Here is a 23,938-nt window from a genome sequence, read left to right as displayed (position 1 = left end):
TAAAAAGTGTTTTATATGTTTGCGATATAAATTTGCTTCAAATATCTAATTTATAGCAATCTTAAGTATATGTCTTGCATTTAAAAATATATCGCAAATATTATTCATTAAAAGAATAAATATAGCCTTAAATAACCTATAAAAAGGGTTTTTTAATTGTTCTTATTTAATTTTAAACTAAGTTTAAATGAGTAGAATACTATTGTTTTAAATTATAGAGATAGGAGAAAGGTATGAATAGAAGGGATTTTATTAAAAATACCGCTATTGCAAGTGCAGCAAGTGTTGCAGGTATGAGTGTTCCTAGCTCTGTTATGGCAGATGAAACAAAGGAAAATTGGCGTTGGGACAAGTCCGTTTGTAGATTTTGCGGAACAGGCTGTGGAATTATGGTTGCTAGAAAAGGCGACAAAATAGTTGCCGTAAAAGGAGATCCATCAGCTCCTGTTAATCGTGGCTTAAATTGTATTAAAGGCTATTTTAATGCTAAGATTATGTATGGAGAAGATAGACTTGTTATGCCTTTACTCCGCGTAAATGATAAGGGAGAATTTGATAAAAAAGGTAAATTTAAACAAGTTTCATGGCAAAGAGCCTTTGATGAAATGGAAAAACAAATCAAAAAAACCATAGCAGAAAAAGGTGTTGAAGGCATTGGTATCTTTGGTAGTGGTCAATATACTATCCAAGAAGGTTACGCCGCTGTTAAACTTATAAAAGGTGGATTTAGATCAAATAATATCGATCCAAATGCAAGACACTGTATGGCTTCAGCTGTTGTTGCCTTTATGCAAACTTTTGGTGTTGATGAACCATCAGGCTGTTATGATGATATCGAACTTACTGATACTATCATTACTTGGGGAGCAAATATGGCTGAAATGCACCCTATACTTTGGAGCCGTGTGAGTGATAGAAAACTTAGCAATCTTGACAAGGTAAAACTTGTAAATTTAAGTACCTTTTCAAACCGCACTTCACATATCGCTGATACTGAAATCATCTTTAAACCAAGTACAGATTTAGCCATTTGGAATTATATCGCAAGGGAAATTGTATATAATCACCCAGAAGCTATGGATGAGAAATTTATCAAGGAACACTGTGTTTTCACTACAGGCTATGCTGATATAGGTTATGGTATGAGGGCTAATCCAAATCACCCTAAATTTAAAGAAAGTGAAAAAGACACCGTTGCAAAAGAAAACGAAATTACTCTTGATGAGGAAGAGGCTGCAGCTCTTAGTTATCTTGGCGTAAAGGCTGGCGATAAACTCAAGATGACCCACCAAAATGAAGCTGACAAACACTGGGAAATCAGTTTTGAAGAGTTTAAAAAAGGCTTAGAGCCTTATACCTTAGACTATGTTGCACAGGTTGCAAAGGGCGATGATAACGAAAGTATTGAGGATTTTAAGAAAAAACTTCAAGAACTTGCAAATTTATATATAGAAAAAAATCGTAAAGTCGTAAGCTTTTGGACTATGGGCTTTAACCAACATACAAGAGGAACTTGGGTAAATGAGCAAGCTTATATGATCCACTTTTTACTTGGCAAACAAGCAAAACCGGGTAATGGTGCTTTTTCTCTTACAGGACAACCAAGTGCTTGCGGAACAGCTAGAGAAGTTGGAACCTTTTCTCACCGCTTACCTGCTGATATGGTTGTGGCAAATCCTAAACACAGAGAAATCACAGAAAAAATTTGGAAACTTCCTGCAAAAACGCTTAATCCAAAACCGGGTGCACCTTATCTTAAAATCATGCGTGATTTAGAAGATGGTAAGATCACTTTTGCTTGGGTTCAAGTTAACAATCCTTGGCAAAATACTGCTAATGCAAATCACTGGATAGCAGCAGCTAGAGAAATGGATAATTTTATCGTTGTGAGTGATTCTTATCCGGGAATTTCAGCAAAGGTAGCTGATCTTATCTTGCCTACTGCTATGATTTATGAAAAATGGGGTGCATATGGCAATGCTGAAAGAAGAACACAGCACTGGAAACAACAAGTTTTACCTGTAGGCTCAGCAATGAGTGATACTTGGCAAATGGTCGAACTTTCAAAAAGATTTAAAATTAAAGATTTTTGGGGTGAAACTAAGGTTGATGATAAACTTACTTTGCCAAGCGTCTTAGAAGAAGCTAAAGCTATGGGTTATAGCGAAGAAGCAACTTTTTATGATGTGCTTTTTGCAAATGAAGAAGCGAAAAAATTTGTTGCTAATGATGCCGTGATGAAAGGCTTTGATAATACCGAAGTTAATGGCGATGAAAGAAAGGTTATAGGAAGTGATGGTAAGGAATTCACAGGATATGGCTTTTTTATCCAAAAATATCTGTGGGAAGAGTACCGCAAATTTGGCGTTGGACATGGACATGATTTAGCTGACTTTGATACTTATCATAAGGTTAGAGGCTTGAGATGGCCAGTGGTTAATGGTAAAGAAACTCAGTGGAGATTTAATACAAGATTTGATTATTATGCTAAAAAAGCAGCTCCTAATTCCGATTTTGCTTTCTATGGAGACTTTGCTAAGGCTCTTACAAATGGAGATTTATTAGGACCTAAGCAAGAAGAAGCTCATAGTATCAAAAATAAGGCTAAGATATTCTTCCGTCCATTCATGAAAGCACCTGAAAGACCAAATGAAGAGTATCCATTCTGGTTAAGTACAGGTAGGGTTTTAGAGCATTGGCATAGTGGAACGATGACCATGCGTGTACCTGAACTTTTCAGAGCTGTACCTGAAGCACTTTGCTATATGAATGAGAAAGATTGCGAAAAGCTTGGTTTAAGTCAAAATGATCAAGTTTGGGTAGAATCTCGTCGTGGTAAGATAAAAGCTCGTGTTGATATGCGAGGTAGAAATGCTCCACCGGTTGGGCTTGTGTATGTTCCTTGGTTTGATGAAAATGTTTATATCAACAAGGTTACTTTAGATGCAACTTGCCCGCTTTCTAAACAAACTGATTTTAAAAAGTGTGCTGTTAAAATTACGAAAGTTTGATAAAAATGAAGAACAGAAGAGATTTTTTTAAGACAAGCTTCAAAACTTTGTGCCTTTGCGGAGGTGCATCGTTTTTAGCAAGTCTAGCTTTAGAGGCAAAGGAAGAGTATTTTTTAAGACCACCCGGAGCTGAGGACGAGGAGAGATTTTTATCTCTTTGTATTCGTTGCGGGCTTTGTGTTGATGCCTGTCCTTATGATACTTTAAAGCTCGCTTCTGTTTTAGATGCAGCAAAGACAGGAACACCTTTTTTTGAGGCACGAAAAATTCCATGCTATCTTTGTAAAGATATTCCTTGCATAAAAGAATGTCCTACAAATGCTTTGGATAATAAACATCTAGCACCAGATAAGGGTATAGAGTCTTTGCAAATGGGTATAGCTATCGTTGATAGTGCAAGTTGTGTTGCGCACTGGGGAATACAATGTGATGCCTGTTACAGAGCCTGTCCTTTGATAGATAGGGCTTTGAAAATCGAAACAAAGAGAAACGAACGCACAGCAAAACATGCTCTTTTGCTTCCTGTGGTGGATCATGAAGTTTGCGTGGGTTGTGGACTTTGTGAGCTTGCATGTATCACACAAGAACCAGCTATACGAGTTTTGCCAAGAACTTATGTCTTAGGTAAGGCTGGAGATAACTATATCAAGGGTTGGGATAGAGATGATGAAAATCGTTTAAAAGAAAGTTCAACGAAGAAGAAATTTGATAGCAAAAAAGCTACCCAATATCTTAATGACGGAGATTTATAATGAGGTATTTAATCGCTAGAAGAATAGTTCAAATTGCTATTTTAGCACTTTTTGCCTTTGCTCCTAGTGCTTTAGTTATGGGCAATTTAAGCTCTTCGCTTTGGTTTAATACTATACCACTGAGCGATCCTTTTGCTGCGCTTCAAATTTTTTTAGCAAGTTTAAGCATAGATTTAAGTCTTTTGGCTGGAGCTTTGCTTATTTTTTTGCTTTATGGAATTTTCTTAGGAAGGGCTTTTTGTGCTTGGGTTTGTCCTATCAATCTCATCACAGATTTTGCCTCCTTTGTCCGTCAAAAGATGGGACTTAGGGCTTCGAAATTTATTATTTTGAGTAAGAATTTGAGATATCTTATTCTTATACTTACCCTTGTTTTAAGTTTTATTTTAAGTCAACCTGTCTTTGAAGCTTTTTCTTATATAGGAATAGTTCAAAGGGGCGTGATTTTTGGCGGTTTTTCTTGGGCTTTTGTTGGATTTGTTATCTTTGTAATTGATGCTTTTTTGGCTTCAAGAGCTGTTTGTTCGCATTTTTGCCCACTTGGGGCATTTTATGCATTTATTTCAAGATATGCTCTTTTAAAGGTAAGATATCATCTTTCAAAATGCACAAAATGTTTTAAATGTGTTGAAATTTGTCCAGAAAGACAGGTTTTAGCTCATATTGGCAAGGAACAAAAAAATGTTCTTTCAGGAGAGTGTATTCGTTGTGGTCGCTGTATAGAAGTGTGCGATGATGATGCACTTGAGTTTAGTATTTTTGATATAAGGAGAAAAAATGTTTAAGAAGATGTTGGTTGGACTTGGTATTTTTGCTATGCTTTTTATAGTTGCATGCAAAGATAACAGTACAAAGGAAACAAACTCCTCTACCAGCGAAGAGATAAAAACAGAAGCTGGAGTGAGTGATGTTGATATTGGTTTGAGAAGAAGTGATTTAGCAAGGGAAGAAGTTGTTTTACCAGAATCAAGCTTTACCACACTTGCACCGGGCGAGGCTGAAGTGATAGACCGCTCTTTTGAAAATGCTCCACCTTTTATACCACATAGCACAGATGGACTTTTGCCTATCACAAAAGATAACAATATGTGTTTATCTTGCCATGTAAAAGAACTTGCTACTGAAGTTGGTGCTACGGCTATGCCTGCAACTCATTATTTTGATTTTCGTGCAAATAAATCAACAGGAGATGTGATTAGTGATACCCGTTTTAACTGCACCTTGTGCCATGTACCTCAAAGCAATGCAAAACCTTTAGTAGGTAACACCTTTAAACCTGTTTTTGATGACGCAACGCTTAAAAATAAGTCAAATTTAATTGATGTTATTAATGAAGGTGTGAATTAATGCTAAGAAAATGCTTGACATTTCTTTGCTTTTCTTTATTTTTGTTTGCTTATGAACTGAAGTTACCTTCAAATTTAACAGCCTTAAATTCTGAGGGTAAGTTTTTGTTCATAGGCACTATAAAGGGTGAAATTTTAAGTTTTGACACTGAAAAAAAGGAGTTAAAAGAAATTTTTGCCCTCCAAAATATAAAAAATTACTACGATGATAAGGCTGATTCTCAAATTTATAGTTTAGATATTTTTAATAACCAACTCCTCATTGTTTCTAGCGGTGATTTTGGTGGCTTAAATTTAGGTGTTTTAAATTTAAAGACTAAAGAATTTACAAGTAAAAAGCTTGATTTTGATAGTGTAAAAAAAGCATTTTTTATTGATGAAAATACCATTCTCTTAGCGCTTTTGAGCTCAGATATTAAGCTTTTAAATTTAAAAGATCTAAAGGAAATAAAAAGCTTTAAATTTTCTCATTCTAGTTTAAATGATGCGGCTTTGAGTAAGGATAGAACAAAGCTTGTTACCGGTTTTGAAAGTGGAGAGGTTAAACTTTTTGATATACCAAAATGGCAACTTGAGTTTAACTATGATAAAAATCACAAAGATGGAATTTATCAAGTGGATATAAAAAACAACACTCTTATAAGTTGTTCTACGGATAGAAAAATAGGACTTATTAAAAATGGAAAAGAAAGTTTTTTGCAAAAAAATTTTCTTATCTATGCTTGTGCCTTAAATGAAAATGCTAAAGTTTTGGCTTACGCAGATAATGAAGCTGGAGTTGTTGAGCTTTTAGATACTAAAGATTTTAAGCCCTTGTTTAAGGCTGAAAATGTAAATTTTATGGTAGAATTTGTTTTGTTTATGGGCGAGAATACATTTTTGATAGCGGGCTTTCATGATAAAATTCTCATCTTTGATAGATAAGGAGCTAATTAGTGAATATTTCAAGTGCTTTGGTTGTTGCTAAACAAGAGGATCAAGAAAGAGTTTTAGAGGCTATTTCAAGTATTGATTTGTGTAGTGTAGAGCTTATAGAAGATGAAAAGATCATTGTTTTGATAGAAAGTGAGAGTTTAGATGAGGAGTTAAAAGCCTTTAAGGCTCTTGAAAAAATCAAAAACACCATCAGTGTGAGTATGGTTTTTTCATATCAAGATCTTGATGATGAGATCCAAAAAGCTGGAAAAGTTGATATAGAGCAAAGACTTGATGAGAAAAAGGATGCTGAAGATATAGAATATTACGGCAATATTTTTCAAAAATATTAATTTCTAAGGCTTAAATATCTACGATTTTTATATTCTACCTTAAATTCTTGTGCAAACTTTTTGAAAAGTATTTTTTATTTGAACTTTTTTTGTTATAATCCTAAATTTCAAAAAAGCTTAGCTTGAGGTCAATTTTGTGAATTTTTTAAAACTCTTTAAACTTACCTTACCTGTAATGACTGCTTATATCCCGCTTGGAATGGCACTTGGTATACTTGCTGCGAGTAATCATTTTAGCATATATCAAGCCTTAATGATTTCTTTTTTTGTGTATTCTGGTTCGGCTGAGTTTTTGCTTGTTACTTTCATCGTGGCAAATGAAACCTTGCTTGGTATTTTTATAACCTTATTTTTGCTTGGTTTTAGGCATTTTTTTTACACGCTTACGATTTTGAGCGAATTAAAAAATTTAAATTTTTTAAGACATTATGTTATTTTTTCTCTCTCAGATGAAAGTTTTGCACTCTTAAGCACCTATCAAAAAGATTTTGAATCAGTAAGCAACAAACATAAGAGAAGTTTGTATTATGCCTTACTTTGTTTTTTAAATCAAAGTTATTGGCTTTTTGGAGTTTTTCTTGGATTTTTATTTCAAAACAATATTGATATTGATTACTCAGGGATAGAATTTAGTTTAAGTGCTCTTTTTATCGTGCTTGCTTACGATGCTTACAAACAAAATCCAAATCCAAAAATTCTTTTTATAGCCTTTTTTATTGGCTTTTTTGGTTTTTTGTTTATAGCAAAAGCTTATATGCTTTTTGCTTGTTTGAGTATAGCACTTGTGTATTTGCTTATAAGGAAAAACTATGTTCGATGAAAAATACTTTTTTCTAGCACTTCTAATGGGCTATATAGCAACTTATGGAGCAAGAATTTTACCTTTTTTACTTTTTAAGCATAAGCAAGAGGGTGAAAATTTGGTTTTTATACAAAAGAATATGCCTTTAGTCATCATGGTTATTCTTGTTTTTTATACATTTTTTATTTATGATTTTTCTCACACTCAAACCTTAGTCTTTGTCCTTGTTTCTTGCATTTTTACTTTAGTATTGCAGCTTTGTTTTAAAAGTGCTTTGATAAGTATTTCTCTAGGCATTATCTTTTACATGGCGATAAGTAGGATTTTTGGGTGAGCTTTTTACTTTTTGTATTAAGCTTTGCTTCTGTTTCTTTTCTGCCCGGACTTTGTATGAGTCTTGCTTTATCTTTAGGGCTTAGCATAGGTTTTAAAAAGACTTTGTGGATGATGAGTGGAGAGTTGTTTGGTATTTTCATCATCATCTTAGTTTGTGCTTTTGGGGCTAGTTTTATTTTAGAATATAAATTAGCATTTTGGGTGTTTAAATTTTGTGGAGCATTGTTTTTATTTTATACAGCCTTTGTTCTTTTTAGAAAAAGGATAGAATTTAAAGAAATGAAGCTCAGCCCAAAAGACAAATTCTCTTTGGCTCTGCAAGGCTTTTTGGCTAGCGTTTCAAATCCAAAAGCATGGATTTTTATACTTTCTTTACTTCCTCCTTTTTTAAAAGAATTTAGCCTTATTTTGCTTTGTGTGAGTATACTTTTTATCGAATTTGTAGCACTTTGCACTTATGCTTTAGGAGGAAGTGCTTTTCGTATCTTTCTTTTAAAATACATAGGCATGCTCACAAAATTCAGTGCTTTTTGCGTATTCTTGCTTGCTTGTTTTATGATGTATGATCTTTTTTCTTGAGCTTATATTTTAAATTCTGCTAAGCTTTTATTAAGATTTTTTGTCTTTTCGCTAAGAGAATTTGAAATACTTTGCATATTTTCATTGATTTTTATAAGATCAGATACACAAGCATTAATTTTATCTCCATTTTCAAGTATATCTAAAGTGTGAGAATTTACAGACTTTGTTCCTTCAAGAGAATCCAAAGACTTTTTAACAGCAGTGTTGATAACCTCGCTCAGTTGCGTGATATTTTGTTGCATATTATCAGCATTTATGCTAAGTTCATGAACGGATTCTAAATTTTCTTTCATGTCATCATTAAATTCACTTATAGACTTAAGTATGGTTTTGATGATATTTCCTGTTTGAGTGATCGAATTTTGTGTTCTTTCAGCAAGTTGTCTTATCTCATCAGCCACCACAGCAAAACCTCTTCCATGCTCTCCTGCACGAGCTGCCTCAATGGCTGCATTTAGGGCTAAGAGATTAGTTTGATCAGCTATTTCTGTGATAGTATCTAAAACAGCTTGTATATTTTTTGCTTCACTAGCTAGTGTGTTGATTTTTTGAACATTTTGTTCTTCTTTGGTTACATCTTGTCTGATTTTATCACTAATTTTATTGACTATATCTTGATTTTCTTCAAGTTCTTTGAGTACAGTTTCAAGTTCTTCTTTCGTTGAAAGCGATATTTCCATGTTTTCTTCAATGATTTTTCTGCTTTCTTCTCCTAAACGAACATTATTTGCACTCATGTTTGAAATTTCTTTGCTACTTGTATCAAGATTGTGAGTGATTTGACTTATTTGATCTGAAATATCAAGATTATTTTTTGTTTGCTGAAATACGCCAGCAATGACATTTTGCATATAAGAAATAAACACATTAATAGACTTTGTCATTTTATCAATCTCATCATTTGCAAGAGAGGGGATTTTTTCTTTAAGAATTTTATTATCAATGATATATTGTATTTTGGTGTTGACATTTTTTAAGCGAGAAGTAATATTTCTAATGATAAAGAAAGAAAGAACAAAGACTATGCCTAGTAAAACAATAACAAAACCTAGAGTAAGATATAATTTTTGCTCTTGCTCCAAAGTAAGGGTAAGAATTTTTTGATTGATTTTATTAGCAACACTATCTTCAATTTCTTTTAGGGTGTTTATTTTTAAAGTAATGGTACTAAACCAATCCTCAGGATTTATATCATAATTTCCAATTTCGTGATTTTCTATAAGAGTTTGCCTCATTTTAAGTACTTTTTCAAAACTTTCATTCTTAGATTTTTCTTGATACAAATTTATATTTTCTTCGTCACTAAAGGCAAAAAAGTATCCTTGATATGTTTCTTGTTCTGAAGTAAGACTAACGAATCTGTTGTAAATAGTGTTATTGGTTGGAGCATTAGCTACAAAAATACCATTAACAAGTGCTCTTTCAAGACCGGATCTTTCTTTGATATATAAAAAACTTGAGTATGCAAGCATATCTACTGAAATTTTTGCATCAGTGATAGTTTTTGAGGTATTTAAGACCCCATTAAGTAAAAAAGCAATAGTCGATGTGAAATAACTTGCTGTTTGAGCCGCTATAGGTGCTTGAGTTGTGATAGAAGTATCAGCATTTTGTCTTGCTGTAGAAAGCTCCTTAAGTTTTTCTATACCTTGAGCAAAGAGGGTAAGATCACTTTCTTCTTCACTTTTGATAAAATTTAAAAGCTCATCATAAGCCTTGCTTGTAAGCTCTCTTTGTGCCTTTAATTCAGAGTCAAATTTAGCTCCTTTAGAGGTAAGCCAACCTACGCTAAGTCCTCTTTCTTTTTGCATCTCATGTACAAGGGCTGAAATTTTTTCGCTCAAGGCAATTTGCTGATAGATGTGTTTGTATTCATTAGCAAGCGTACGCGCTGAATCAATTTCTTTTAAAGAAAATAAGATAATAGCAAGAACAGGGATAAAAACCAAGATCACGACCTTAGTTTTAAGAGAGACATTACTTAAAAAAGATAGCATTTTAACTCCATATTAAAGTATAGGTTTTCTATGGTAGCTTTTTTTGGCTTAATAAAAAGTAAATTTAAAGATAATATTTGTTTATTTTTTTAAAAATATTCCCTTTTTTCGCATTTTATTTTTGAAAAATATCGCTATTATATAAACCATAAAAATTTACAAGGGTAGGGTAAAATAAAAATATTTTGGATTTTTTTCAAAGCCTATTTCTCCGCCATGTGCATTAATGATTTCTTTGCAAAGACAAAGTCCTAAGCCATTTCCCTTGAGTTTTGTTGTCTTAAAGGCTTCAAAAACCTTTTGTTCATCTTTGATCGCAACGCCTTCATCAAAAACCTTGATACAAATTTGCCTTTTAGAGTCTTTATCATCAAGCAAAGATTCTATTTTAATCTTTGCATGGGCAAGCTCAGCTTCTTCACTTGCATCAATAGCATTAAAGATCAAATTTTGCAAAACTAAAGAAAGTAAAGCCTTATCAGCATTAATTTGCAAAGAAAAAAAATCAAACTCAAAGTCTATTTCACTTGAAAAATTATACGAATTCACAGCTTGCTCACATTCATCTTTAAGCTCTAAAAGATCAAATTTTTCTTTATTTATATGCACGCCCTTTGTAAAAAGCAAGGTCGAATTAACTATGCGTTCGACTCTTGCTATAGCTTTTTGCATTTCAAGAACGATATGCTTATTTTTAAGTTCTGTTCTTGAAAAAAGTGTTGAGGCAAGCAAAGATACTGAACCTATAGGATTTCTTATTTCATGTGCTAGGTGTGCAGCAACGCTTCCCATGCTTGCAAGCCTTTCATTTCTTTTTTCATCGCTTATATCAGTGGCTGAAATGATGATTTTATCATCTTTAAAGGTATTTTTGATAATATAAAATTTTCCCTCAAATTCAAGTTCATAATGAGGCTTCGTTGTATCGATTTTGCTGAGTAAAGCCTCATTTTCTAAGGCTTGGTGATTTTGTAAGAAAATTTGTTTATCCTTGTGTAAAACCCAAAGTGCCGTTGGCAAAACCTCGATAATCTCGCTTATAGTTTTTCTTAGTGAAGCATAGCTTTCATTAAGCTGTTTGTATTCATTTTCGATAACATAGGTTTGTTCTATCAAGGACTTAAGCCCAAGCTCAAGCTCTTCTTTTTCTTTGGAATCTAGTCTTTGCAACATCTTTTTATCCATTTTTATACCCCTATAAGTTCTTTAAAATCCTCTAAATCAAACAAAAGCAAATTGCGTTCTTGATTTTTTAAAATTTCTTGAGAAAAGCCAAATTTTGAAAAAATCACATAAAAATCAGGCTTTATAAAAAGTGATTTCGCCTTATTTTGCAAGAGATTAAAGACATTTTTACAAATTTTTCTATTAAGCTTTACCTCGCCAACAAAGCATAAATTTACATCTTCATAGTATAAATCAAGCTCTATGTCCTTATTCCAAAAGCTACTCACACCTTTTATATCGAGCTTAAATTCTAAAAATTCCCTACAAAGTTCTTCAAAGCAAAAGCTTTGATAGTTATCAAAATCCTTTTTTATAAGCTCTATCACTTCATCATAGCATTGATTTTTGATAAGATTTTCATTTGGCTTTAAAAAACGAAAGAAAAAACGGCTAAATTGAGTGTTAAAAAGGAGCTTATCTTGAATGGTATAATGCCTTAAATCCTTTTTTACCTTTTGATTTTTAAGCAAAAGAGGCTTTTCTTCCTTGCTTTTTTCTAGGCTTAAGATACCTTTTTGAAGTAAATTTTTAATGATAGCATTTGCTTTAAAGTGTGAAATTTTGCGGTTTATAGAATAGCGTTTTCTCGTATTTTTAGCTAAAAGATATAAGGCAAAGCTTGTATCTTTATCAAAATCAAATCCCTTATTTAACTCCTCATAAGAAGGCAACAAAAGCTCTTTAATGCTTAAAAACAAATCCCCCTTAAGCTCTAAATCAAGTCCATCAAAAACACTATAAAAATCAACAAGCTCTTCAAGGCTAAGGTGGCTGTATTTTTTTGCAAATTTAGCAAAGCTCAAATGTGATATTTTTCCTTTTCTTAAAAATAAAATTGTATAATTTTATCTAAATTTGGATTAAGGTTTGTTTTTGGATATACAAAATTTAAAAAAAGACATTATTTTAAAAAAAGGGCTTTATTATTTTGACTTTGCAGCAAGTGCTTTGGCACTTAAAAGCGTCGAAAAAGAAATAAAAAAAGTGCTTTTAACCTATGCAAATACACATTCAGATAGTTCAAGCTCTTCTTTTAAAACCCAACAACACTACGAAAATGCTAGATTATCTATAAAAAAAAGTTTGGGCTTGAATGAGGATTTTGCTTTGATTGCTTGTGGAACAGGATCAAGTGGGGCGATCAAGAAATTTCAAGAACTTTTAGGTATCTTTGCTCCTCCAAGACTTAGGGAAAAGTATTGTTCAAATTTAGACATGAAAAATTTACCTCTTGTTATCATAGGTCCTTATGAACATCATTCTAATGAGCTTTCCTTTAGAGAGGGGCTTTGTGAGTGCGTGCGTATCCCTTTAGATGAGCAAGGAGAGCTTGATTTTAAGTATTTAGAAAGTATCCTAAAAGCAAATTCCAAAAGACAAATCATCGCTTCTATATCCCTTGCTTCAAATGTTACAGGTATTTTAACGGACTTTGAAAGGCTTTCAAAACTTGTGCGAAAATATAAGGGCATAGTCGCCTTTGACGCCTCAAGCTTTGCTCCTTATAAAAATGTGCCTTGCAAGTTTTATGATGCATTGTTTATCAGCTCTCATAAATTTATAGGTGGGGTTGGAGGAAGTGGGCTTTTAGCTGTAAAAAAAGAACTTTGCGGATCAAAGCCAAGTTTTGCAGCTGGTGGAACTGTGGGTTATGTGAGCAGAAGTAGCGTGCATTATCTCTTAAATGAAGAAAATCTTGAAGAAGCTGGCACGCCGGGCATTTTACAGCTCATTCGTGCGAGTCTAGCCTTTAAGATACGAGATGAAATAGGGCTTAAATTTATAGAAGAAAAAGAAGAAGAACTTAAGGAGTATTTTTTCAAGCAAAGTGCAAAGATCAAAGACTTAAATTTATATGCTTCAAATTTAACAAAGCGTTTGCCTATCTTTTCCTTTAACATACAAGGAATTTCCCCCTTTGATCTTGCCTTTGTGTTGAGTGATAAATTTGGCATTCAAAGTAGAGCAGGTTGTGCTTGTGCTGGACCTTATGGGCATGATCTTTTAGGGCTTAAAGATGATGAAAACTTAAGCTTTAAACCCGGCTGGTTAAGACTTAGCTTTCATTATACTCACGAAAAAGCAGACATAGACTTTGTGATAAAATCAATCAACGAAAGCATTAAAAAACTTAAAGCCTAGTCGTCAAATTCTCTTTTAAACACCATACCATTAAAATCAATGGAAAGTTCCATGTTGTTAGAAAGCTTGATTTTGTAGTAATTAATCTTTCTTTTTACCTCAGTAAGAAAGGCTTGGGGGTATTCTGTTTTAACTATGTTGGCTATATTTGCAGGAAGAATTGAAAAACTTAAGGGAGTGTATGAGGCTTCTATATCTTTCCAAGTACCATCTAAATAGCATTCTATTTCAGTTCCATCACTAAGATAAATGTCATAAGTGTTTTTATCTCTTTGGACAAGTCCTATTTGTCTATCTGGAAAATGCTGGACTAAAAAATCCTTTATATTTTGTGGTAAAGCATCAGGAGATACGATAAAATCAGAAAATGCAAGCTCTAAAAGTAAAAAAATACAAATAAAAATTTTTTTCAAAAGCTTTTCCTTTGTTTTTATGATCTAATTTTACTTTTTTTATGTGAATTGAAAATGAAATTTAGCTTTTATTGATTATAATATTAAAAATATAACAAAAGGCAATCCTTGATCAGTGCTACTCTCATTGCTATAAATTTAACCATTTTTATACTTCTTCGTGATGAAGCAAAGGTTGTTTTTGGTTTAAATGTTTTATTTTTTGAGGGCTACTATTGGCAAGTTTTAAGCTCTATGTTTTTGCATAGTGGCTGGACACATGTGATCTTAAACATGCTTGTTTTATTTCAGTTTGGAACGATCTTAGAAAAATACTTAGGCTCTTTTCGTTTTTGCATACTTTATTTATGTGGTGGGCTTGCTTGCTCGCTTTTGAGTGCTTTTTATATTTATTTTGAGGCTCTTTATTTTGGTAGAATTTATAATACCGTTGGTGCAAGTGGAGCAATCTGCGTTTTGATGGGCTTTTACGCCTTTGTAGATAAAAGCTCTACAAAGGGGCTTATTGTCGCACTTTTGCTCATCAGTTTTGTGCCTATATTTATGGGAGTAAATATCGCTTGGTATTCTCATATTTTTGGTTTTATTTGTGGATATATGTGTGCGAAATTTAAACTCCTTAAAGGAAAAATAAGATGAAAAAAATTTATATTGTAAGGCATGCTAAGGCTCAAAAGAATGGCTTTGAAAGTGATTTTGATAGGGATTTAAACTCCAAAGGCAAAGAAGATATACAAACAATGTTTTCAAGACTTCAAAAATACGATCTAAAACCTGATTTTTTCCTTGCAAGTCCTGCATTAAGAACAGCAAAAACAGCTAAGAAATTTGCCCTTTTGTATGGCTTTGATGAGGATAAAATTTCTTTTGATCAAAGACTTTATGAGATAAGTGCTTTAGAGCTTTTTGAAATTTTAAAAAGCTTAGATGATACGATTAATGAGCTTTTCATTGTAGGGCATAATCCTTGTATGCTAGAGCTTTGTGAGCTTTTAAGTGAAATTTGTCTTCAGAGCTTTCCAACTTGTTCTGTTCTTGGACTTGAGCTTAATATCACAAGCTTTAAAGAACTACAAACCCATAATGCAAAACTACTTTTCTTTGAAAATTTAAAAGAAAAAAGATCATAATTTTAAAATTTACACTAAATAAAAAAATTTATACTAAATTAATCTTGAATTGAGTATAATTGCGAGAATTTGTCATAAAATTATGTCAAATTAAATCAAGTGGTTTTTTAAGAACCGAAAAAAGAAAGGTAAAAGAATGAAAAAAGTAGTTTTTTCAGTTTTTGCGGTTTTTGCTGCACTTATCATCAGTGCTTGTTCTGGTGGAGATAGCACAGCAAAACAAGAAGCAAATGCAAGTAGTGAGCAAACAACTCAGAGTTTGCCACAAGAAGATAGCAACGCAACTAGCTCTGCACTTGACAAGATCAAGGAAAATGGAGTGATTAGGATAGGCGTTTTCAGCGACAAGCCTCCTTTTGGTTTTGTTGATACAAATGGTGTTAATCAAGGCTATGATGTGTATTTTGCAAAACGCCTTGCACAAGAACTTTTAGGCGATGAAAATAAAATTCAATTCGTCCTTGTTGAAGCAGCAAATAGGGTTGAGTTTTTAAAATCAGATAAGGTTGATGTGATCCTAGCAAATTTCACTCAAACACCTGAAAGAGCTGAGCAAGTGGATTTTACTCTGCCTTATATGAAAGTAGCTTTGGGTGTTGCAGTAAAAAGTGATTTAGAAGTAAATGGAGTTGATGATCTTAAGGATAAGACTTTGATCTTAAACAAAGGAACAACTGCTGATGCATATTTTACAGCAAATTACCCTGAGATCAAAACTTTAAAATTTGATCAAAACACAGAAGCTTTTGCTGCCTTGCTTGATGGAAGAGGGGAAGCCTTAGCTCATGATAATACCTTGCTTTTTGCTTGGACTAAAGAAAATCCAAATTTTAAAGTTGCCATTAAGGAACTTGGAAATCAAGATGTTATCGCTGCTGCTGTAGCTAAGGGTAATGATGAACTTAAAAATTTCATCAACGATCTTATCACAAAGCTTGGCGATGAGCAATTTTTCCACAAAGCTTATGATGAAACATTAAAAACTTATTTCACTGAAGATATCAACGCTGATGATGTTGTGATTGAGGGTGGAAAACTCTAAATTTCAAGGACATTTAAGTCCTTGAACCTATAAAAAGATCTTTTATGAAAACAAAAGCAATTAAAAATACCATATTTGCCTCTTTGGGAGGGATTTTAGAATTTTATGATTTTGTGCTTTTTGTTTTTTTTACCTCTGTATTTGCTCAAGTTTTTTTTCCTCCTGATGATGCCTTTTGGGCGAATGTTGGAGTTTGGACAAGTTTTGGTGCAGGTTATTTAGCTCGTCCTTTTGGAGCTATGGTTTTTGCACATTTTGGCGATGTTAAGGGCAGGAAAAATGTTTTTTACATTTCTATGCTGATGATGATCTTGCCAAGCTTTGCCTTAGCTTTTTTACCTAGTTATGAAAGTATAGGACTTTTTGCTACTATTTCACTTTTTTTGATACGCATTGTGCAAGGCTTAGCCGTAGGTGCTGAAATAAGTGGTGCATGGGTTTTTGTAAGTGAATTTGTAAGCGAAAAATACAAAAGTCTAGCATTAGGATTTATCTCAGCAACTCTAACCTTTGGCTTACTTTTAGCAGGACTTGTGTCTTTGTGGATCAATGTAAATTTTAGCACAGAGGAGATAAAAGACTATGCTTTTAGATTGCCTTTTATTTTAGGAGGAGTTTTTGGGATTTTGGCTTGTTTTTTACGAACAAAGCTTAATGAAACACCGGAATTTGAAAGACTAAAGAAAAATCAAGAATTACTTAAATTTCCTCTTATCGAGGCTTTAAAAACACATAAGCTTCCCATGCTTGTTTGTGTTTTAATGAGCTTTATCTTATCAAGTGGCTTAGCTACACTTACTATCATACCAAAGCATTTTGATATGTTTATGGGAGATGAGGTGCAAAAGCTTTTGTATTCAAATTTTGCTATTGTGGCTGTGATTTTAGGAAGTTTTATACAAGGAGCTTTGGCAAGTTTTTTTGGGAATTTTAAAATTTGCATTATTTTTAGCATACTTTTTGCTTGCTTTGGCTTTGCTTTGAGTTTATATGATGAAAATTTTTTACTATACTATCTTTTGGCATGCTTTATGCAAGGAATCATAAGCTTTGCTCCTATTTTCATGACGGCTGTTTTTAAAAGTTCTTTGAGATTTAGCGGACTTTCTTTTGCTTATAATGTTTCTTATGCTCTTATCGTTTATATCACGCCTTTTGTTATCGATCAAATTTATGATCATTATCTTGGGTATTATTTTATACTTGTGGCTTTGGCGAGTTTATTTTGCGTATTTTTGGTAAAAAAAATTCAAGAAAGGGTTTAGTTTTCTTGAATTTATGATTTTATTGATGTGCTTTGATAACTTCTTCAACGATTTGTGTCATTTTTTCAACTGAGCTAAGCTCGCATCTTTCATCAGTAGAATGAGGATTGTAGATATTTGGACCTATAGAAGCACAAAGTAGTTTTTGTTTCTTTTCTATGATACCACACTCAAGCCCCGCATGAACGGCTAGGATTTTAGGCTCTTTAATGTGCTTTGCTAAAATTTCAAATACCTTATCACTAAATTCATTTCTTTGTCCCTCCCAAGGCGGATAAAAATTATAAGAACTTACCTCAAAGCCAAAATTTTCAAAAAACACCTTTGTTTCAAATTCTAAACTTTCAAGCTCTTCTAGGACATTTGATCTTGCAAAAAGTTCAAAGATGATCTTTTCATCTTGCATTTTTACTATAGAAAGATTTATACTACTTTGCACTATGCTAAGATCCTTGCTATAAGCTCTAACTCCTTGTGCAAAGGCATTTATGGCAGCTAAAACTTTGTCGCTTTGCTGGCAAATTTTTACCTTTTTTTCTCCAAGAAAAGTGCATTTGATATGTTTATTTTCTTTTGGGGGATTTTCAAAACAAACAAGAACTTTTGCAAATTTGGCTATGGAGTTTATCCTTTCTCCTGCGTTAAATTCTATGATCTTGCCCTTGTTTTTGCTGATAAATTTAGCCATTTCTTTGATAGAGCTTTTAACATTGTTGATAATGTCTATACCAGAATGCCCACCTTTAAAACCCTGTGCTTCAAGCTCATAAACTTGTGCTTCAAGCTCCTTAGTTTCGTATCTAAGCTCAGCCTTTAAATCAACCCCACCAGCACAGCCGATAATCACCTCATTTTCATCTTCATGATCTAAATTTAAAAGCCTAGAAGCCTTAAGCTTTAGCTCTAAGCCATTTGCCCCAAGTAAGCCCACTTCTTCATCATTGGTAAACAAGCATTCAAGATGATCAAATTGCTTCATCATTTGCATCATCAAGGCTACACCCATGCCATTATCAGCACCTATACTTGAGTTTTTACCTTTTAAAAAGCCATCTTCTTCAAAAAGTTCTATCTTAGGAGCATCGCCCATACAAACCATGTCATAATGACTTTGTAGGCAAATTTTTGGATTTCCTTTTGAGCATAGGATATTTCCTGCTTTATCGGTTTGAACTTCGTAATTTTGTGCTTTTGCATAATCTATCAAAAAATCCTTCATTAAAGCCGTATCAAAACTACAATGAGGGATTTGGCTTAGTTTTTTAAAGTGTTTGATAACTTCCATGATTTTTCCTTTCATAAAAGCAAAATTATCGCATAATAAATTTAAAATTTTGCTTTTGAGTTTTAAATTTATGATTAAATTAAACAAAACTTAAAAAGCTTTTTGGTAAAATCCTTGCAAATTTTAAATCAAGAAAGTAAAATAGTGGCTAAAAATACCATAACAGAAGCTTCTATCTACGAAGCTCAGGGGCTTAAAAGTGAGGCTTTGGAAATTTATAAAAATATCTTAAAAGATGATCCTAATAACCAAAATGCCATTGATGCGGTAAGAAGACTTAGTGGTTTGCGTTCCAAACATAAGGATCTTAACACTCAAATGCTCGATTTTTTTATCAATATGAAAAGTTTTGAAGAGATAAACGAATTTAAAAGGTGGTTGATAAAGATATGAATTTAGAAGACTTAGCAAAAAAAGCAATCGATGAAGTGCATACCCAAATAGAACAAAACAAACAAGAACCCCAAAAAAAAGACGATAAAGAAGAACTTGAAGAAAAAATCGCCTCAGCTAAAACTCACGATGAGCAACTTATCGATTCAAACGAGGCTGAAGTGATTGATTTTATGCCTTATGAGGAAAAAATAGAACAAGAGGCTCAAGATGAGGCTGTTCCTGAAAAAGAATTTTTACTTACAAGCACAAACGAAGCTAAGATCGTAAAAGAAGAGCCTAATGAAATCGAAGAAGCTAAGATGAGTTTTAATGATGAACTTTTCTTAAAAAACATTAGAGAAAGAATTTTGGTTCTTTTTGAGGGTTTAAATAGCGTGGATAAAGAGGATTTGCCTGCAAGACTTGAGCTGAGTATAAATTTTTTAGAGTTTTTACTTGCAAATATCGAAGATAAGCTTAAAGATTGATCCAAGGCTTTTGTTTATAGCTGAGTATTTAAAGCCTTTTACAAAGAGGGTTTATCTTGTTGGCGGCAGCGTAAGGGATAGTCTTTTAAATTTAGAACTTAGCGATTTTGATATAGAAATTTATGATTTAGATCCAAGGCTTTTTGATAAGCTTATGCAAAAGCTTGGAGCAAATGGGGTTGGAAAAAGCTTTTTTGTTTATAAATACAAAAACTATGATTTAGCCCTAGCACGATATGAAAACAAAATTTCTCATGGTCATAAGGGCTTTGAGGTTCAAATTTGTAATGACGAAAAGTCAGGAGCAAAAAGAAGAGATTTTACTATCAATGCTTTGATGATGAACATTTATGATGGTCGTGTTTTGGACTTTTATGAGGGCTTAAAGGATTTAGAGCATAAAATCTTGCGTCATATTGATGAAAAGAGCTTTAAAGAAGATAGCCTTAGAGTTTTAAGGGCTGTGCATTTTGTGGCAAGATTTGATTTAGCAGTTTCTTTAGAAACGCTAGAGCTTATGAAAACCATGGATATTAGTGATTTAAGTCTTGATAGGATCAATGCTGAGCTTTATAAATTTTTCAAAGCTTCAAATTTAAAGCTTGGCTTTGAGTTGCTTCAAGAACTTGGCTTAGAGGAAAAAATTTTTCATTTTTATAATGAAGATAAAAAAAGAAACGAAAAATTTAAAGTCCTACTTGATCGATCAAGGGTATTTATCAAAGATGAGGGCTTGTTTTTGTATCTTTACTTAAATTTTTTTAATCTTGATAAAAAGATATTTTTTCAAAAAACCAAGCTTAAAAAAGAGCTTTTCATCAAGGCAAATGAAGCCTTTTTTGAAGATGAGATGAGTGATTTTGACTTATTAAAAATCGCTCTTGATAAGCCTTTGAAAGAATGGCTTGGGCTTTTTGATGAAAAAAGAGTTCAAAGGGCTAAAAATTTAGGCTTTTATGATAAGAAATTTATTGTTCAAATTTCTACACAAAAGCTGATAGAGCAGGGCTTTAGTGGTAAGATTTTAGGAGAAAAAATACAAGCTTTGAAAGAAGAAGCGATCAAAACATATCTTAAAAATTTAGAGGAAAAAAGATGAAAACGCACATCTTAAAAATTGCTTGCAATGATGAAAAAGGTTTGATCTATAAAATTTCAAACATTATCTTTAAACAAGGCATTAATATCATCAAAAATGATGAATTTGTGGGCGAGGATAAATTCTTTTTTCGTGCAAGTTTGCAAGGAGACTTTAATGAAAGGGAGTTTTTATCTTCTTTAAAAGATGAGTTATCAAAGGATTCTTTTATAGAGCTTTGTGAAAAACGCAAAAAAAATATCGTGATTTTTGCCACTAAAGAAACGCATTGTTTGGGGGATTTGTTGATTAGGCATTATAGCAATGCACTTGAGGCTGATATCAAAGCCGTAGTGTCAAATCATGATGAACTTGAAGATTTGGTGCGTAAATTTAAGATCAATTATCATGCTATAAAATGTGATGAACTAAGCAAAGAAGAGCATGAAAAAAAGGTTCTTGAGTGCTTAGAGCAATACGAGCTTGATTATTTGGTTTTGGCTAAATATATGAGAATTTTGACCCCAAATTTTGTTCAAGCTTTTGAGGGAAAGATTATTAATATTCATCATTCATTTTTGCCTGCATTCATAGGAGCAAACCCTTACAAACAAGCTTATGAAAGAGGGGTAAAGATCATCGGCGCAACGGCTCATTTTGTTAATAACAATCTTGATGAAGGACCTATCATCACTCAAGATACTATCAGCGTAAGTCATGAGTATTCTTGGCAGGATATGAAAGCAGCGGGACAAAATGTAGAAAAAAATGTTTTATCAAAGGCTTTGGACTTAGTTTTTGATGATAGAATTTTTATCTATAAAAACAAAACCATAGTTTTTTAAGGCTTTGTGATGAAAATTTTACAAGCTTTAAAGGCTTATTCTGCCGTTTTTGTCATCACTTGTGCTTGTTTTATCTTTAACAGCACGGAATTTATGCCCATTGGCATTTTAAGTCTCATCGCACAGGATTTTGGTGTAAGTGAAGCAGCTGTAGGGCTTGTGATAACTTTTTATGCTTGGGTTGTAGCCTTAGCCTCGCTTCCTTTAATGCTTCTAAGCTCAAAAATAGAGCTAAAAAAACTTATGTTAAGCATACTAGCCTTATTTATCCTTGCTCACATTATAAGCTCTTTGGCAAATTCCTTTGGTTTGCTCATTTTTTCAAGGCTTTTGGTGGCAACGGCTCATGCGATTTTTTGGTCTATTGTTTCTGTTATGGCGGTAAGATCAGCTCCAAAAGGAGGCGAAGCCATAGCTCTTTCTTTAGTGCTTACCGGAACTGCTGTGGCGATGATTTTGGGGCTTCCTTTGGGGCGAGTGATTGGGATATATTTGGGTTGGAGAATGACCTTTTTAAGCATTGGAATTTTAGGGCTTATCACTTGGATTTTGCTTTATAAAATCTCTCCTAAACTGCCAAGCCAGTCAAATCTTTCCTTGCAAACCCTGCCTTCCTTGCTTGAAAATAAAATTTTTATCAATCTTTGCTTGCTCACGCTTTTTTTAATCAGCGCTCATTTTACAGCCTACAGCTATATAGAGCCTTTTTTAGCACAAAGCTTTAGTGAGGCAAGTATCACTTGGATTTTGGTGCTTTTTGGAGCGATGGGCTTTTGGCTGGTTTTTTATTTTCTAAATTTTTTGCTCAAAATGTTAGGCTTTTTGTGAGTTTTGCTGTTTTTGGCTTGAGTTTGTGCTTGGTTTTACTTTTCCCATTTTCAAGCGTAAATTCTTTTTTGATCATTATTTTGTGTGCTTTTTGGGGGCTTAGTATTGCTCTTTTTGGACTTGTTTGTCAAAGTCTCATCATCAAAGCAGTTCCAAATGCCACGACAATAGCCATGAGCATTTACTCAGGCACTTATAATGTAGGCATTGGAACGGGTGCTTTTGTGGGTGGCTTTGTTTATGCTGATTTAGGGATTTCTTATATAGGCTTTATAGGGGCGTTTATCGCCGTTTTTGCTTGTTTGCTTTATATAAAAGTTGGGACTAAAACTCTTTTTTAAGCTCCTTAATCCTCCTTAAAAGCCATAAATATTTTAAAGGCTTTTTATGCGCTTGCATAAAGGCTTCGCCTAAGCGATAAGTAAGATGTCTTTTCAGTGCAAGTGCATTTTCATAATCTGCGTAATCTTGCAATCTTGTTAAATAAAGCTCAGGATTGATACGACACATGGCTTTATAGAATTTTTCATAATTTTTATGATCTTTAATAATCTTTCTTGCTTTAAAATAAAATTTAAGATAGCTTATAAATCCTTGCCTTATGCTCATCATTTCTTCGCCGATTTTGTATTCAAGGGAGTTTTTAAAGATAAAAACAGCTCCTGTTTTTTCTCTTTTTAAATTTGGATTGTTTTCAAAACTCTTTTCTATCCTTTCATTGAGCCTTAAATAAAGCGTATTAAATTCTTTTTCTTGCATAAAAAATGCAAGCTCTTTAAGTTCATCTTTAAAAAACGGAGTTTGAAAGGCATTTTTCCACCAAAGAGTGCGAAAATTTGTGATTTTGATTTCTTTGCTTTCAAATACGCTATTCCAAGGCTTAGAGCAACCCAAAAAATGCACAATCTTAGCATTTTGTTTTAATGCTTCAAATTCTTTCCTACTCATATTCATAAAAGCTTGTTCATTTTCATCGACAAAATTGCCGTATTTTTCATTTTCAGCGTGGGGATAGAGGTTGAAATTTAAGGGCAAAAAAAGAGCCTTTTCTTTGCAGCATATATTTAAAGCTGCTTGATCGGGTAGTTCTGGTTTATAAGTTTTGATATACTCAAGAGCCTTTTCTTGGATATGAAATTTTTGATATAATTTAGCATTAAAAAGCACAAAGCCCGTGTTAAACCATTTACTTTTTTGGGTGTAATTACTCGCCACAGCTACAATATAATCTTGCAAATTTAAGGTAAAAAGCTCTCTTAAATCAGTATTTACATACATATCAAGATCAAGTGCTAAGGCTTTTTGTGCTTCATTTGGTAAAAAATCTACAAAATCAAGTATAAAATTTGCTATAAAATTTCCCTTATAAGCAAAGCTATCTTGGTATTTTTTATCATTAAGAAAATGAATTTCAAGCCTGCAAGGATATATATTGTTTAAATTTTCACAAAGTTTTTCAAGTTTTTCCTTGCTTTGAGAGCTTATCTTATCGCTTAAAATATGAAAGATATAAGCTTCATCACAAGATGAGTGAATGTAAGAAATATCTTTTTGAAAGGGTAAAAGCTCTTTGCTTATATTTTGACTATCAAAAAAGTCCTTAAATTTAAGCGTCGTCTTTGTTTTTGTGATGATATTATATATCATCACGGCTGCAAATTTAACATAGGCTTCATTTGCACAAAAGAAGATATGAAACATACTTTCATAAACTCCTTAGCTATTT

At 32.9% G+C, this 23,938-nt stretch carries 26 protein-coding genes and 1 pseudogene; 20 read left to right on the top strand and 7 right to left on the bottom strand.

All coding sequences use genetic code 11. The annotated features are described in order from the left end of the window. Positions 1-233 precede the first annotated feature (233 nt). The 9 genes from napA to DMB92_RS03320 all read left to right on the top strand — a co-directional run bounded on the left by napA (position 234) and on the right by DMB92_RS03320 (position 8,094). Positions 234-3,011 carry a periplasmic nitrate reductase subunit alpha gene (napA, locus tag DMB92_RS03360; protein WP_142681648.1) on the top strand — a complete coding sequence of 926 codons (2,778 nt, stop codon included), beginning with the start codon at positions 234-236 and terminating at the stop codon, positions 3,009-3,011. A gap of 5 nt (positions 3,012-3,016) precedes the next feature. After that, positions 3,017-3,763 carry a ferredoxin-type protein NapG gene (gene napG, locus DMB92_RS03355; protein ID WP_142681647.1) on the top strand — a complete coding sequence of 249 codons (747 nt, stop codon included), beginning with the start codon at positions 3,017-3,019 and terminating at the stop codon, positions 3,761-3,763. Continuing rightward, positions 3,763-4,548, top strand: a complete 786-nt coding sequence (napH, locus tag DMB92_RS03350; protein ID WP_142681646.1) for a quinol dehydrogenase ferredoxin subunit NapH — start codon at positions 3,763-3,765, stop codon at positions 4,546-4,548. The genes napG and napH overlap by 1 nt, the downstream gene beginning before the upstream one ends. Continuing rightward, a complete protein-coding gene (locus DMB92_RS03345; RefSeq protein WP_142681645.1) occupies positions 4,541-5,110 on the top strand; it encodes a nitrate reductase cytochrome c-type subunit in 570 nt (189 codons plus the stop codon). Before napH ends, DMB92_RS03345 begins: the two co-directional genes overlap by 8 nt. Then, entirely contained in the window at positions 5,110-6,033 is a 924-nt protein-coding gene (locus DMB92_RS03340) for a WD40 repeat domain-containing protein (protein ID WP_142681644.1), read from the top strand. The genes DMB92_RS03345 and DMB92_RS03340 overlap by 1 nt, the downstream gene beginning before the upstream one ends. 11 nt (positions 6,034-6,044) lie before the next feature. Then, positions 6,045-6,377 (top strand): chaperone NapD, encoded by a 333-nt coding sequence (locus tag DMB92_RS03335; RefSeq protein ID WP_142681643.1) that lies wholly within the window; start codon positions 6,045-6,047, stop codon positions 6,375-6,377. Between the two features lie 136 nt (positions 6,378-6,513). After that, positions 6,514-7,197 (top strand): AzlC family ABC transporter permease, encoded by a 684-nt coding sequence (locus DMB92_RS03330; protein WP_185900153.1) that lies wholly within the window; start codon positions 6,514-6,516, stop codon positions 7,195-7,197. Further along, positions 7,187-7,513: a branched-chain amino acid transporter permease gene (locus DMB92_RS03325; protein WP_142681642.1), complete on the top strand. Its 327-nt coding sequence runs from the start codon at positions 7,187-7,189 to the stop codon at positions 7,511-7,513. Before DMB92_RS03330 ends, DMB92_RS03325 begins: the two co-directional genes overlap by 11 nt. Further along, positions 7,510-8,094 carry a LysE family translocator gene (locus tag DMB92_RS03320; RefSeq protein WP_142681641.1) on the top strand — a complete coding sequence of 195 codons (585 nt, stop codon included), beginning with the start codon at positions 7,510-7,512 and terminating at the stop codon, positions 8,092-8,094. The genes DMB92_RS03325 and DMB92_RS03320 overlap by 4 nt, the downstream gene beginning before the upstream one ends. A gap of 2 nt (positions 8,095-8,096) precedes the next feature. Here DMB92_RS03320 and DMB92_RS09525 read toward each other — a convergent pair whose 3' ends face one another. The 4 genes and pseudogenes from DMB92_RS09525 to DMB92_RS03305 form a co-directional block, all read right to left on the bottom strand. After that, on the bottom strand, positions 8,097-8,777 hold the full coding sequence (locus DMB92_RS09525) for a methyl-accepting chemotaxis protein (RefSeq protein WP_409513387.1): 681 nt from the start codon (positions 8,775-8,777) through the stop codon (positions 8,097-8,099). A 438-nt stretch (positions 8,778-9,215) separates the two neighbouring features. Continuing rightward, positions 9,216-10,094 (bottom strand): annotated as a pseudogene (locus DMB92_RS09520) (nitrate- and nitrite sensing domain-containing protein); the annotation flags it as partial. Between the two features lie 156 nt (positions 10,095-10,250). Beyond that, positions 10,251-11,279 (bottom strand): sensor histidine kinase, encoded by a 1,029-nt coding sequence (locus DMB92_RS03310; RefSeq protein ID WP_142681639.1) that lies wholly within the window; start codon positions 11,277-11,279, stop codon positions 10,251-10,253. A gap of 2 nt (positions 11,280-11,281) precedes the next feature. Then, positions 11,282-12,019 (bottom strand): DUF234 domain-containing protein, encoded by a 738-nt coding sequence (locus DMB92_RS03305; protein ID WP_142681800.1) that lies wholly within the window; start codon positions 12,017-12,019, stop codon positions 11,282-11,284. A gap of 175 nt (positions 12,020-12,194) precedes the next feature. Between DMB92_RS03305 and DMB92_RS03300 the strand changes: the two genes are divergently transcribed. Further along, complete coding sequence (locus DMB92_RS03300; protein ID WP_142681638.1) at positions 12,195-13,463, top strand: aminotransferase class V-fold PLP-dependent enzyme; 1,269 nt, start codon at positions 12,195-12,197, stop codon at positions 13,461-13,463. Here DMB92_RS03300 and DMB92_RS03295 read toward each other — a convergent pair. Then, entirely contained in the window at positions 13,460-13,876 is a 417-nt protein-coding gene (locus DMB92_RS03295; RefSeq protein ID WP_142681637.1) for a PepSY-like domain-containing protein, read from the bottom strand. The two genes, DMB92_RS03300 and DMB92_RS03295, sit on opposite strands and share 4 nt — an antisense overlap. A gap of 126 nt (positions 13,877-14,002) precedes the next feature. Here DMB92_RS03295 and DMB92_RS03290 point away from each other — a divergent pair, with 126 nt between their 5' ends. The 4 genes from DMB92_RS03290 (at position 14,003) to DMB92_RS03275 (ending at position 17,313) form a co-directional block, all read left to right on the top strand. Continuing rightward, the gene (locus tag DMB92_RS03290; protein WP_409513386.1) at positions 14,003-14,515 is read left to right on the top strand and encodes a rhomboid family intramembrane serine protease; all 513 of its coding nucleotides are present in this window, start codon (positions 14,003-14,005) and stop codon (positions 14,513-14,515) included. Beyond that, on the top strand, positions 14,512-15,006 hold the full coding sequence (locus DMB92_RS03285; RefSeq protein ID WP_142681635.1) for a SixA phosphatase family protein: 495 nt from the start codon (positions 14,512-14,514) through the stop codon (positions 15,004-15,006). The genes DMB92_RS03290 and DMB92_RS03285 overlap by 4 nt, the downstream gene beginning before the upstream one ends. Before the next feature lie 136 nt (positions 15,007-15,142). Then, entirely contained in the window at positions 15,143-16,048 is a 906-nt protein-coding gene (locus DMB92_RS03280; RefSeq protein ID WP_142681634.1) for a cysteine ABC transporter substrate-binding protein, read from the top strand. 44 nt (positions 16,049-16,092) lie between these two features. Beyond that, complete coding sequence (locus DMB92_RS03275) at positions 16,093-17,313, top strand: MFS transporter (protein WP_142681633.1); 1,221 nt, start codon at positions 16,093-16,095, stop codon at positions 17,311-17,313. Positions 17,314-17,332: 19 nt separating this feature from the next. Here the strand turns inward: DMB92_RS03275 and DMB92_RS03270 are convergent, their stop codons facing one another. Continuing rightward, the gene (locus tag DMB92_RS03270) at positions 17,333-18,601 is read right to left on the bottom strand and encodes a M20/M25/M40 family metallo-hydrolase (protein WP_142681799.1); all 1,269 of its coding nucleotides are present in this window, start codon (positions 18,599-18,601) and stop codon (positions 17,333-17,335) included. A gap of 141 nt (positions 18,602-18,742) precedes the next feature. On the opposite strand from DMB92_RS03270, the gene DMB92_RS03265 reads away from it, so the two are divergent. From DMB92_RS03265 to DMB92_RS09350, 6 genes are read left to right on the top strand one after another with little or no spacing between them, the layout of a single operon-like run. After that, positions 18,743-18,991, top strand: coding sequence for a tetratricopeptide repeat protein (locus DMB92_RS03265; RefSeq protein WP_142681798.1), 249 nt, complete (start codon positions 18,743-18,745; stop codon positions 18,989-18,991). After that, complete coding sequence (locus DMB92_RS03260) at positions 18,988-19,461, top strand: CiaD-like domain-containing protein (RefSeq protein WP_142681632.1); 474 nt, start codon at positions 18,988-18,990, stop codon at positions 19,459-19,461. The genes DMB92_RS03265 and DMB92_RS03260 overlap by 4 nt, the downstream gene beginning before the upstream one ends. Further along, entirely contained in the window at positions 19,430-20,560 is a 1,131-nt protein-coding gene (locus tag DMB92_RS03255; protein ID WP_142681631.1) for a CCA tRNA nucleotidyltransferase, read from the top strand. Before DMB92_RS03260 ends, DMB92_RS03255 begins: the two co-directional genes overlap by 32 nt. After that, positions 20,557-21,384 carry a formyltetrahydrofolate deformylase gene (purU, locus tag DMB92_RS03250; RefSeq protein ID WP_142681630.1) on the top strand — a complete coding sequence of 276 codons (828 nt, stop codon included), beginning with the start codon at positions 20,557-20,559 and terminating at the stop codon, positions 21,382-21,384. The genes DMB92_RS03255 and purU overlap by 4 nt, the downstream gene beginning before the upstream one ends. Before the next feature lie 9 nt (positions 21,385-21,393). Continuing rightward, complete coding sequence (locus DMB92_RS03245) at positions 21,394-22,212, top strand: MFS transporter (RefSeq protein WP_260604737.1); 819 nt, start codon at positions 21,394-21,396, stop codon at positions 22,210-22,212. Next, the gene (locus DMB92_RS09350; RefSeq protein ID WP_260604736.1) at positions 22,209-22,553 is read left to right on the top strand and encodes an MFS transporter; all 345 of its coding nucleotides are present in this window, start codon (positions 22,209-22,211) and stop codon (positions 22,551-22,553) included. The genes DMB92_RS03245 and DMB92_RS09350 overlap by 4 nt, the downstream gene beginning before the upstream one ends. On the opposite strand, the gene DMB92_RS03240 is transcribed toward DMB92_RS09350, so the two are convergent. Then, positions 22,537-23,913, bottom strand: coding sequence for a glycosyltransferase (locus tag DMB92_RS03240; protein WP_142681629.1), 1,377 nt, complete (start codon positions 23,911-23,913; stop codon positions 22,537-22,539). The two genes, DMB92_RS09350 and DMB92_RS03240, sit on opposite strands and share 17 nt — an antisense overlap. Positions 23,914-23,938: the final 25 nt, after the last annotated feature.

Origin of the sequence: Campylobacter sp. MIT 99-7217 (assembly GCF_006864365.1) — a bacterium.
Lineage (GTDB): Bacteria > Campylobacterota > Campylobacteria > Campylobacterales > Campylobacteraceae > Campylobacter_D.
This window is presented reverse-complemented; position numbering and strand designations above follow the sequence as displayed.